The sequence below is a fragment of the Agromyces neolithicus genome (assembly GCF_039529735.1).
Taxonomy (GTDB): domain Bacteria; phylum Actinomycetota; class Actinomycetes; order Actinomycetales; family Microbacteriaceae; genus Agromyces; species Agromyces neolithicus.
This window is the reverse complement of record NZ_BAAANJ010000006.1, coordinates 250,635-262,851: the sequence shown is the minus strand read 5'-3', so window position 1 is coordinate 262,851 and position 12,217 is coordinate 250,635. Positions and strand designations below refer to the sequence as shown.

Genomic DNA, 12,217 nt, shown 5'->3' with positions numbered 1-12,217 from the left:
CGCTGGCGACCGCGTACCATGCTATATCGGGTGCTCTGACGCCCGAGACGGGACGACGGGAGCACGATGACGGGGGTGATCGGCTCGGTCGTGCGCATCACGGCCATCGCCGTCGGCATCATCGCCCTGTCAGTCTGCACGCTCGCTGTCTCGAGTTCGGCGGGTGCCGCCGAGACGCCGGCGCCGCCGGCCTCCTCGCCCACTTCCGTCTCGGTGCCCCATCTCGGCACCGCGACGATCGAGCCCGCCGAGGGCTGGCGCATCACCGACTGCGCGGCGCCGGCAGCGGCATCCGATCTCGTCACGGCGTGCGACGAGGGCCGGGTCGAGCTCTCGTCGACCGGATACGACCCCGAGGCCGTGCCGGCCGCAGTTCCCGTGCCGATGAGCAACGGCCGCACCTCGATGACATTCGAGTATCGAGTCGAGCTCGCCGCGCCCGAGGCTCCGACGCTGACGTCGCGTCGCGCACCCGGTCCGGTTGCGGCCGGCTCGGTGCTGCTCGTCCCGGTCAGCGACCTCGACGCCGAGTGCGCCGTCTGCGCCGAGGGCGGCACCCTCGCCGCCGTGGCCGTGCAGCCCGCCGAGGCGGGGTCACTCGCGGCGACGCCGACGCACCTCGTGTTCCGCCCCGCGCTCGACTTCACCGGCGACGCCGAACTGGTGGGTCGGTTCGCCGACGGGTTCGGCACGTGGTCGGCCGACGCGAAGGTCGTGGTGCCCGTGTACGCACCCGGCCCCGAGGCGCTCATCGCCCAGAGCGTGTTCGTGCCTCGAGGCGCCGACGGCTCGGTCACGGTCGACCTCGCCGGCCTCGCCTTCTCTTCCGGCAGCTCCGACGTGCGTCTCGCCGGGTGCGGCGCCCCGATCCACGGCAGCGTCACCTGCGCCGCCGACGGCACCGCGATCTACGCGTCATCGAGCGACGTCGCGGTCGACCAGTTCAGCTTCCGCGTCGTCTCTGCCGACGGCGAGCAGGCGAGCGGTTCGGTCACGGTCGTCGGAGAGGCATCCGACCTGCCCCAGGCCGGACCTGCGCCGGCGCAGGGTTCCCGCAGCGACGACGGCGTCTCGACGCCGATCGTGCCGCGCCTGCCGGTCGAAGGCGAACAGACATCCCGCGGCGGCGTGTTCGCCCCGCTCATCGGCACACTCGATCGGGTCGGCGCGCACTGAGCGCCGAAGGAGGACGCAACGAATGACGGTACGCATCACGGTCGACGATCCGGCCAAGCGCGCGAGCGGCTCGTGGCTGCTCGAGGTCGATGAGGCCACGACGATCGGCGAGGCCGCCGAGTCGCTCGGGGTGCCCTCGACGCTGCTCGACCCGACCGCGACCGGTGATGCGCCGCTGAGCGAATCCACAGTGCTGTCGGGCGCACGGCTGCCCGCCGACCGCCGGCATTCCGACCGAGTCGTGCCGGGAACGCTGCGGCTCGAGATCGTCGGCGGGCCGTTCGCGGGCGAGGCGGTTCCGATCACGCGGGGCGCGACGCTCGCGATCGGGTCGGCGTCGAACGCGTCGGTCGCGATCGCCGACCCGTCGCTCGCGCCGCTGCACGCGACCATCTCGGTGAGCGCCGCCACCGTGGGCGACAACGGGCGCAGCGCCCCGCTCACCGCCACCGTCACGCCGGCGGCGCCCGGGCTTGCGATCTGGGTGAACGGCGAAGCGGTCGAAGCGCCCGTCGACGTGGTGCCCGCCGACCTGGTGCAGCTCGGCAACAGCATGCTGCGCATCGGCGTCGCCCCGATGCCCGACGCCGACCTCACCCGTGACGCGCTCGGCGCCCGGGGCTTCAACAGGCCCTCTCGTATCCGCCCGGCACAGGAACAGCCCGTCGTGGCGCTGCCCGGCGACAAGCCGGCCGACCCCGACCAGTCGCCCATGCCGTGGCTTTCGGCGATCATTCCCGTGGTGCTCGGCGTGACGATGGCGATCGTCTTCGGCCGCGCGATCATGCTGCTCATGGCGGCCGCGAGCCCGATCATGGTGATCGGCTCGTTCATGGCCAACCGGCGCATGGCCAAGCGCAAGGGGCTGCAGACCGAGGGGCAGTGGATCGACGACGTGAAGGCCGCAGGGCGTCGCATCGCCGAGCTCGCGCGCATCCAGCGCATCGCGGCGTGGTACCGGCTGCCCGACCCGGTCGTCGTCGCCGACATCGCCACGGCGCCGTCGGCGCGACTCTGGGAGCGACGCCGCGGCGACGAAGACGCGCTGCTCATGCGCGTCGGCGTCACCGAGGTCGCACTCGACGTGCGTTTCGAGGGCGGCGGCAAGGACCGCACGGTCACGCCGCGCGTCGGCGTCACGCCGGTGCCCGTCGCGGCCGACCTGCGCACGGGCGTCGTGGGCATCGCCGGCCCCGCCGACGCGGCCCGCAGCGTCGCCCGCGCGATGCTTACCTCGTTCGCGACGCTGCGCTCGCCCCGCGACGCCGAGATCATGATCCTCTGCGACGACGCCGATGCCGAGGCGTGGGCATGGGCGCAGTGGCTGCCGCACGCTCAGCCCGCAGGGCGGGTGCCCGCGATGTTCGGCAACACCGACGACTCGCGCCGCGAACGCCTGCGTGAGGCCGCCGTCGCGCTCGACCTGCGCATGCGCGTGGCGGGCCAGCGCGGCGCCGAGGCGCCCGGCGACCTCGTCATCGTCGTCGACGGTGCCCGCGACCTGCGCATGCTGCCCGGCATGGTGCCGATCCTCGAGCACGGCACCGCGCACCACATCCACGTGATCGCGCTCGACACCGAGCGCGCGCGACTGCCCGAAGAGGCGAGGAGCGTCGTCGTCATCGACGGGGCCGATCCCGCTCTGGCGCGCTTCGAGACCGGCTCCGAGTACTTCCCCACCGTGCTCGTCGACGGACTCTCGATCGTGCGGTCCGAGCAGGTCGCCCGCAGCCTGTGCTCGATCCGTCACGTCAGCGGCGTCGGCGACGATGCGATGCTGCCGACCAGCGTGCGCATGGTCGACCTGCTGAAGATCGACCTCGACGACCCCTCGCATCTGGTGAAGCGGTGGCAGACCCAGCCGCGCAACACGTTCGTGGTCGTCGGCGCGAACACCGACGGCGAGTTCGCGCTCGACATCTCGCGCGACGGCCCGCACGCGCTCGTCGCCGGCACGACGGGCTCGGGCAAGTCGGAGTTCCTGCAGGCGCTCGTCGTCAGCCTCGCGATGGCCAACCGCCCCGACGCGCTCAACTTCGTGCTCGTCGACTACAAGGGCGGCTCGGCGTTCGCCGACTGCGAGCGGCTGCCGCACACCGTCGGCATGGTGACGAATCTCGATGCCCGCGAGACCGAGCGTGCGCTCGCCTCACTCGACGCCGAGCTCAAGCGACGCGAGCGCGTGCTGCGCGACATGAACGCGAAAGACGTCGACGGCGCGTGGGCGAAAGACGCCGAGACCGCCGCCAGGCGCGGCCTCGCCCGCCTCATGATCGTCATCGACGAGTTCGCCGAGTTGCGCACCGAGCTGCCCGAGTTCATCGACGGGCTCGTGCGTATCGCCCGCGTCGGCCGCTCGCTCGGCGTCAACCTCGTGCTCGCGACGCAGCGTCCCTCGGGCGTCGTCACGCCCGAGATGCAGTCGAACATCAACCTCAGGGTGGCGCTGCGCGTCACCGACCGTGCCGATTCCGCCGACGTGCTGGGTTCGGGCGAGGCGGCGCTCATCAGCGCCGCGACGCCGGGCCGCGGCTACGTGCGCCTCGGCCCGTCGGCGGCCCCGCAGGGGTTCCAGACCGCGCGCGTCGCGGGCATTCGCCCCGGCGCGGCGCGCTCGGTGAAGCAGCTACCGCGCAAGGCTCCGCTCGAGTGGTCGTCGCTCGGGTTCCCGGCGAAGTTCCCGGCCGCGGCCGCGACGCACGCCGCCAATACCGACCACGACGACACCGACCTTCGAGCCCTCGTGAACCTCATCACGGCGGCGACCCAGCAGCTCGGCATCGCGAAGAACCCGTCGCCGTGGCTGCTGCCGCTGCCGGCCGTGCTGCCGCTCGAGCGGTTCGAAGACCAGCAGATCTCGCAGACCTCGATCGTGCTCGGCCTCGAGGACGTGCCGGGCGAGCAGTCGCAGCGCGGCCTCACCTGGGATGTCGCCGACGGCTCGCACCTGCTGTTCCTCGGTGGTTCGATGTCGGGGCGCACGACCGCGCTGCGCACCTCGCTCGCCCAGGTCGTGCAGCAGTTCTCGCCGGCCGACCTGCACCTCTACGTGATCGACTTCGGCAACGGCGCGCTGCTGCCGTTCGTCGACGCCCCGCACTGCGGCGCGGTCGTGACCCAGCTCGACGCCGACCGCCTGCCACGGCTCATCCAGCGCCTGCTCGAGGAGCTGGGGCGCCGGCAGGCGACACTCTCGGCCGCTGGAGTCGGCCACATCAGCGAGCAGCGCGCGCAGGCGGCCCCCGCCGACGCGCTGCCGTACACCCTCGTCGCCATGGACGGCTGGGAGCGCATGCTCTCGACGATGAACGCCGACCAGCTCATCACGTTCCGCGACCAGTTCATGCGGGTGCTGCGCGAGGGCCCGGCGGTCGGCGTGCGCGTGCTCATCACGGGCGACCGGGGCATCTCGGGCGACAAGATCACGTCGTTCATCGACGAGCAGTACGTGCTGCCGATGCGCGACATCAGCGACTACCGCACGGCGGGCATCCTCGCCAAGGACATTCCGCTCGACCTGCCGCCGGGCCGCGTGCTCTACGGCGCAGCGGGCAACGAGGCCCAACTCGCGGTGCTCGTGCGCGACACCCGAGGCGAGGCGCAGACGACCGCGCTTCGCCGCACCGTCGAGCGCGTGCGCGACCACTTCGACCGGTTCCCGCAGCTGGCCGAGCTGCCGCGGCCGTTCCGCGTCGATCCGCTGCCGACCTATCTCGCGCTCACGGCGTCGTACGAGCTGCCGCTCGGCGAATCGGGCCCCGCAGAGGGCCCGGTCGTCGCGGTGGGCGGCGACCAGCTCTCGCGCTTCACCCTCGACTGGCCGGCCGAGGGCGGCTTCGTCGTCACGGGCAGCCGCAAGTCGGGCCGGTCGTCGGCACTCGCCGCGGTCGTGCACCAGCTCGCGTGGCGCAAGGAGCCCATCCTCGTCGTGTCGTCGCGCCAGTCGATCCTCACCGATGTCGCAGCCGGGCACTCGATCCCGGTCATCGCGGCCGGCGACACCTCGCCGGCGCACCTCGACGAGGTGCTCGACGGGCTCGGCGAGCTGGTCACGGTCGTCGTCGACGATGCCGAGCAGTACAAGAACGCGCCGATCGAGCACGCCCTCGCCGGCGTCAAGCACCGCGCGACGTTCATCGTGTCGGCCGACACGGAGTCGGTCTCGACCCTGTTCGGCGGCCCCATCGTCGAAGCCAAGAAGTCGCGGCGCGCGCTCGTGCTGCGACCCGAGAGCGCCATCAACGGCACCCAGGTGGTCGGCTCGCCGATCCCGAAGTTCATGCTCGGGCGGGCTTCGGCAGGCGCCGGCGTGCTCACCACCTCGGCCGGCTGGCTGCCGGTGCGGGTACCCGACATCCGCCAGTGAGCGCGACGGATGACCCGTCGTAGACTTGGTGCCGTTGTGCGTGCCACCCGCGCGCCTCGACGAAGGGACTTCATCCGTGGCTTCTGCGCGCTGCGCCTACTGCGACGCAACCCTGCAGCCGAACACCATGTACTGCCTCGAGTGCGGGCAGCTCATCCCGCAGGAGCCCGCACGTCCCCCGGTGCCGGCGCAGTTCGCGCGCCCCGCGACGCCGGCCGCCGAGGCGCCCGCGCCGTCGGTGCCGCAGCCCTCGTCGCGCATCGAGCCGGTGCCGCTGCCGGGCACGCTCCCGTGGCAGCAGCGCCCGGCCGCGTCCGCCGATGCGCCCGCGTCGGCCCCTGCGCAGCCGCAGGCCGCTGCGCAGCCCGTCGAGCGCGTCGAACTCGCGTTCTCGACCGGTCAGCGCGTCATCGTCGGCGGTAGCGCCGTCATCGGCCGCAAACCGGCCGACACCGCGCTGGCGATGGGCGTGCAGGCCATCGAGGTCGCCGACGACACCCGGTCGGTCTCGCGCGTGCACCTGTTCCTCGACGTCGCCGACGGTGTGATCACGGTCGGTGATGCCGGGTCGAGCAACGGCTCGGGCGTCGAGCGCGATGGCGCCGTGGCGCAGCTCGAGAGCGCCGGAACGCGGGTCGAGGTCGTGCCGGGCGACACCGTCTGGGTCGGCGACATCAGCTTCGCCATTCGCGCCGCCTGAGCACCCATGGGGAGGGCTCCCCATTCGTTCGTTCGCGCTCGGTTGGTAGCGTGACTGAGCACACCCAAGATTCTCGTTGATCCACGGAGGAAACCATGGCGGAGATCCGCGTCACTTCAGACTCCCTCGCCGGCGTCGCCGGGCAGCTCTCGAGCGGCTCGCAGTCGATCGAGTCGCAGCTGTCGAACCTGAAGTCGCTCGTCGAGGGCCTCATCTCGGGCGACTGGTCGGGCACCGCGTCGCAGAGCTTCAACGAGCTCTACTCGCAGTGGGACCAGGCCGGCCTGCAGCTGAAGGAGTCCCTCCAGGGCATCAGCGACCTGCTCAACCAGGCCGCGCTGTCGTACGAAGACAGCGAGAACGCGATCGCCGGCACGTTCAACGGCTGACGTTTCAGACACATCGGTCGGCGCGTGAGTCGCGCCGGCCGATCGTTCTCGGAGGGGTGAGATGGTCGCATTCAGGGTACGCGCCGCGGCGCTCAGCGAGGTCGCCGCGCTGCTCGGCACCGTGATCTCGACGTTCGACACGAACCTGTCGACGGTCGACGGCGCGGTCAAGCGCACGGTCGACGTGAGCTGGAAGGGCGACGACGCCGACAGCTTCTCCGAGGGCTGGGCGACGTTCATGACGACCGCCGGCTTCGTGCGGCAGTCGCTCGCGGCGCTGCAGGCCGGCCTCATCGCCGCCGACGGCTCGTACACCCAGAACGAGAGCGGAGTGCAGCGTTCGTTCACCGGTCGTGCTCCCGCGGTGGCCGCCCTGCGGTCGTCGCAGGGCACGCTCGGCGCGCGCGTCGCCCGCGGCGAGGAACGCGCCGAAGACATGGCCGAGTTCTTCGGCCGCGACTATGCCGGCGACGACGAGGTCGAGCAGTTCGGTGGCGGCGCGATCGGTCGCCCCGGCGCCGGCCAGGGCACCCGGTCGGGCCCTGCAGACGGCGACACCGATGCAGACGGCGACGACGACTCCATCGGCGAGGGTGTGTTCCTCATCCCCGACGGGCCCGAGGGCGACCAGTTCCGCGGCGACTCCGGCCCCGTGGCATCCGCCGCCCTGATCGAAAGCGAGCCGAGCGATGGCTGAACAGCAGGCCGACACCGCCGAGCTCAAGGCGCTCGCCGATACGCTCGGCGAACTCGTGAGCTATTGCTCGGCGCTCAAGCAGGGCGCAGCCGGCTTCGCTTACATGCTGCCGGCCGAATGGCAGGGTCCGGCCATGGCGAACTTCCTCGGCATGTTCGAGAAATGGCAACTCGGCGCCGAGGCGATGACGCTCGCGGCCGAAGGGCTGCAAGACCAGGTCACGGGTGCGCACACCGCGTACACCGAGACGATCCAGACGTTGGACGAAGCGTGGTCGAAACTCGCCGCGGCGTTGAACGGCTAGACGGCATCGACGAAGAGAGGAACCACGGTGGCTTCGGTTCAGCTTGATCCCGCACGTCTGGTGACCGACGGCGACAGCCTCTACGGCATCGCCAACTCGCTCAGCCAGGCCGTGCGCGCCTGCGAGTCCGCGCTCGGTTCGACCGGCGGCATGGCCGGCGACGAGGAGTCGGCACAGGTCTTCGCGCAGGGCCAAGACGGCGAGCCCGGCTACGACCAGTACGCCGTCGACGTGCTCAAGGGCGCGCTCGGCATCGCGAACTCGCTCAAGGTCGTCGACGCCGCCCTCGGCAACTCGGCCCGCGCCTACGACGGCGCCCAACTGGTCGGTGCGTTCAAGCCGGCCTCGTCGTCGAGCTTCCCCGAGGCGACGGCGACCATCAGCGAGCCGTCGGCGAGCGTGCCCACCGCGCTCGGCAAGGGCCCCGAGACACCGCTCGGCGAGTTCGGCGAGTTCCTGCAAGACGCGCTCGCGAAGATCGGCGTCATGCTCCCCGACGCCGACACCGGCAAACTCGGCAACGCCGAGTCGGCGTGGAACACGCTGTCTGGCGACATCACCCGCATCCAGGGGCAGGTCGACGCCGGGTTCACCAACGTCTCGGCGATGACGCTGCCCCAGAAGCAGAGCATGCTCTCGTGCCAGCGGTCGCTCTCGACCACGCTCGGCAAGGTCTCGGAGTCTGCGTCGTCGATGGGCGGCTTCGCACGCAGCATGATCGACTCGGTCAACAAGGCGTGGGAGGAGATCGGCTGGTTCATCGCCCAGATGGCCGTCGAGATCGCGATCGAGATCGGCCTCGGCGCGCTGCTCGGTGCCGTGACGTTCGGCGCCGGTGCGGCGGCGATGGCGCTGAAGATCGCCACCACGGTCATGCGCTGGGCGCTGAAGATCGCGGCCCTCTGCAAGAAGCTGCGCATGCTCGTCATGGCCGCACTGCGCATGGCGCGCATGGCGATCCGCGCCGGCGCCATGGTCATCCGCGAGACGCTCTCGGCGGGTCTTGCGAGCGCCATCACGACCGCGTCGTTCAACCAGGTTCGCGGCGCCCTCGACCCGAACTACCAGCCCCAGAACGTGCTCAACGCCGCGCTCTCGGCCGCTGCCGGCGGCGCTGCGGGCGGCGGTGCGTCCCGCATCGGCGGTCGGCTCACCTCGAACGTCAACCCCGGCGCGCTGCAGCGCCTCACGCACGTCGGCGTCGAGACCGGCGGCGGCGCGATCGACGGCCTCGTCAGCGGCGCGGCCGAGTCCGGACTCAACGGCACCCCGTTCAGCCCGCTCAGCTCGATGGCGGCCGGCGCGCTGCTCGGCGGCGCACTCGCGGGGCGTCCCGGCGGCAACGCCGGCTCCGCCCCGACCTCGCCCACGGGCCCCGGCGGCAACGGCGCCGGCTCGAACGTCGACTCGCCCGACCTGAGCGGCATTCCCACCGGCGGCACGGGCGCCGCTGGGTCGAACCAGGGCGGCGCCAACCCCGTCGACGTCTCGAACGACGCGCCGACGCCCGGCGCCGGCGACGCAGGCACCACGCCGACAGGCGACGGCACGTCGGTCGATGTTCCATCGGATGCCCCGACCCCCGGTTCCGGCGACGCCGGCACGCCGGCGGGCGGCGACGGCCCCGGCATCGACCTGCCCTCGGCCGACGCCCCCACAACGCCCGACCTGCCGAGCACGCCCGATGCGGGCACGCCTGATGTGCCGAGCGCGCCCGATGCGGGTTCGCCTGATGTGCCGAGCGCGCCCGATGCGGGTACGCCGGATGCGCCGAGCTCACCCGATGCGGGTACGCCTGATGTGCCGAGCACGCCGGATGCGCCGAGCGCACCCGACGCCCCCACAACGCCCGACGTGCCGAGCGCGCCCGATGGGGGCACGCCTGACGCGCCGAGCACGCCCGATGCGCCGGTCACGCCCGACGCGGGAACCCCCGACGGCGCGAGCGCACCCGAGGCGCCCAACTCGACGGACGCCCCGAGCGCACCCGATGCGAGCACGCCTGACGCGCCCACCGCGAGCGACGCGGGCGCACACGATGCGGCGAGGCCTGAGGCATCCGCACCTGACGCGCCGACCGCCCCCGAGGCGCCCGTCGATGCGCAGAGCGGTCCAGGCTCCGACTCGCCCGTCGCAGCGGCGACCGGTGCCGGCTCGTCGAAGCCCGCGGCCGACGCGACCGCGCCCGATGCGCACGGCACCGAGGCCGACGCACCCGATGCCGATTCGTCGGCCGACACCGTCGACGGCTCGAAGCCCGTCGACGGCCCCGAGCCCGACGAGGTCGCTGCGGCGGGCGGGGCGGCCGCCGCCGCCGGTGGCGCAGCTCTGCTCTCGAAGCCCGCGGGGTTGGGCGCGAAGCCGACGACGCCATCCGCGCCGAACGCGCCCGATGCGAACACGCCCGCTGACGCGAACACGCCCGACGGCAGCACGCCCGACGCGAACACGCCCGACGCGAGCACGCCCGACGGCAGCACGCCCGACGGCAGCACGCCCGACGACGGCACGCCGGCCGACGGGCCCGAAGGTACTCCCGACACGACAGCGAACAACCGCACCGAGCGCACGCCGCACGAGATCCTGCAGGCGCTCGGCGAGATCAACCCGAACTACGACCCGAGTGACCCGTCGAACGGGTACGCGACGAACTGCGGCAACACCTCGGCGAACATGAACGACTTCTTCAACGGGTCGCCGACCGCCGAAGCGCCCACCGGAACGCTCGACATCGCGCAGATGGAGGCGCGCACCGGAAACCCGCAGACGCCGATGACGCCCGATCAGATCGAGGCGTCGCTGCGGGCACTCGGCCCGGGTTCGCACTGCGTCGTGGGCATCGACCGCTCGCACGGCGACGGTCATTGGTTCAACGCCTACTTCGACGGCACGAACGTGTGGGTCGTCGATGCGCAGCCCGGCACGATGAGCCCCTGGCCGCCGAACGAGCCGAACGCGACCACCTGGGACGCGTCGATCCCGCCCGAGCACGTCGCGCCGGCCGCGCCGCCGACGTCGACCGCGACGACGCCCGACGTGTCGTCGCCGGATGCGGCGGCACCGGATGCGACGGCACCGACTGCGACGGCACCGGATGCGACGGCACCGGCTGCGACGGCACCCGATGCCTCTGCCCCGAACACCACGGTGCCGGCATCCGAGCCCGCGACGATGGGTGATCGCAGCACGAGTCCCGACCCCGCGACACCGGCCGACGGCCCGGGCGATCCGGTGCTGTCGGGTGCCGACAACGGGCCGGGCTGGGAGCGCGTGCCCGACCGCACCCCGCACAACCCGATCGACCCGAACTACGGCGATGTCCGAGCACCGGCAGAGAGCGGCCACCTCGCCGACCCCTACGCACACCCCGGAACGGTGCCGAACGAGATCGCCCACCTGATCACCGACCCCGACGCGCCGTACGGCCGGGGTCCCGACGGATCCCCGTTCACCCGTGAGCAGTGGGAGGCGCGCTACACGAACGCCGACGGACGGCCGATCTACCCCGGCAACGACGGCGGCACGCCCGGTTCGTTCGTGGAGTTCCACGACCTCGACGCGTTCATCGCGAACTACGGCGACCTGCTCGACCGCATGGGCGGCCCGGCAGGGGACTTCCTCTCGTTCCCGGGCACGCCGTTCGAGCACCGTGCGCTGCCGCCGAGCAACCTGAGCAGCCCGTACTTCACCTACGAGTTCGGCGGTTCGATGCCGGCCGGCACGCGCATCGAGGTCTCCGAGATCGCACCGGCGTTCGGTCGCGACGGCGGCGGACTGCAGGTGCGCATCCTCGACGCCGACGGCAACCCGATGCCGGTCGACGAACTCCTCGACCGCGGCATCCTGCACCAGACCGAGGTCGACGGCCCGTCCCGCGCCTCCTCACCCGAAGCGCAGGCCCCTCACACGGGAACGCCCGACGCACCGGCCGGTGACGCACCGGCCGAGCGCGGTGCGACCACCCGCGGCTCGGCCCAGAGCATCGACGCGATGCTGGCCGAACTCGACGCGGAGCTCGCGAGCCGCGGCATCGACTCGGACGCGCCGATCCCCGACGATGTGCGGGCCGAGATCGAGCGTGAGTCGCGAATCGACGCGGCCGGTGAGGGCCTGACCCCCGCCGGGAGCCTCTCGACCCCGAACTCGCCCCAGACCGACGGCCTCGACGGCCCCGAACTGGCCCGCGAGCTGCGTGACCTCACCCCGACCGACGAGCTGCGCGTCATGGTGAACCAGGCCTCACCCGGCCACGATCCGATCTACACGAACGTGAGCGCCACCACGTTGCACGCCGACCACATCCACCCGCTCGTGCAGATCGTGGACATGCCCGGATTCCGAGACCTCACCTGGCCCCAGATGCTCGAGGTCGTGAACCTCGCCGACAACTTCGTCGGGCTCGAGGGCGGATCGAACTCCTCGAAGGGCGGTCGCACGTTCGCCGAGTGGTTCGCCGCAGGCGGGCATCAGGGCCGACCTCCGGTGCCGGCGCACGTCGCGGCGGCCTGGTCGCGCATCGGCGAGCAGTCCGAGGCGGCGCTGCAGGCGCACATCGACGAGCTGCTGCGCGGCTGAAACGCCCCGC

Annotated in this window: 7 protein-coding genes; all 7 read left to right on the top strand. The window is 72.3% G+C overall.

Translation table 11 applies throughout. The annotated features are described in order from the left end of the window. The first annotated feature begins 66 nt into the window (after window positions 1-66). The 7 genes from ABD164_RS10100 (at window position 67) to ABD164_RS10070 (ending at window position 12,207) form a co-directional block, all read left to right on the top strand. Complete coding sequence (locus ABD164_RS10100; protein WP_344295816.1) at window positions 67-1,176, top strand: Ig-like domain-containing protein; 1,110 nt, start codon at window positions 67-69, stop codon at window positions 1,174-1,176. Between the two features lie 22 nt (window positions 1,177-1,198). Further along, complete coding sequence (locus tag ABD164_RS10095) at window positions 1,199-5,542, top strand: type VII secretion EssC family protein (protein WP_344295815.1); 4,344 nt, start codon at window positions 1,199-1,201, stop codon at window positions 5,540-5,542. A gap of 76 nt (window positions 5,543-5,618) precedes the next feature. Continuing rightward, complete coding sequence (locus tag ABD164_RS10090; protein ID WP_344295813.1) at window positions 5,619-6,242, top strand: FHA domain-containing protein; 624 nt, start codon at window positions 5,619-5,621, stop codon at window positions 6,240-6,242. Window positions 6,243-6,337: 95 nt separating this feature from the next. After that, window positions 6,338-6,631, top strand: a complete 294-nt coding sequence (locus tag ABD164_RS10085) for a WXG100 family type VII secretion target (RefSeq protein WP_056010942.1) — start codon at window positions 6,338-6,340, stop codon at window positions 6,629-6,631. Between the two features lie 61 nt (window positions 6,632-6,692). Beyond that, window positions 6,693-7,328 carry a WXG100 family type VII secretion target gene (locus tag ABD164_RS10080; protein ID WP_344295811.1) on the top strand — a complete coding sequence of 212 codons (636 nt, stop codon included), beginning with the start codon at window positions 6,693-6,695 and terminating at the stop codon, window positions 7,326-7,328. Then, complete coding sequence (locus tag ABD164_RS10075; protein WP_344295809.1) at window positions 7,321-7,632, top strand: WXG100 family type VII secretion target; 312 nt, start codon at window positions 7,321-7,323, stop codon at window positions 7,630-7,632. The genes ABD164_RS10080 and ABD164_RS10075 overlap by 8 nt, the downstream gene beginning before the upstream one ends. A 27-nt stretch (window positions 7,633-7,659) precedes the next feature. Further along, window positions 7,660-12,207, top strand: coding sequence for a glycohydrolase toxin TNT-related protein (locus ABD164_RS10070; protein ID WP_344295808.1), 4,548 nt, complete (start codon window positions 7,660-7,662; stop codon window positions 12,205-12,207). The last annotated feature ends 10 nt before the right edge of the window (window positions 12,208-12,217 follow it).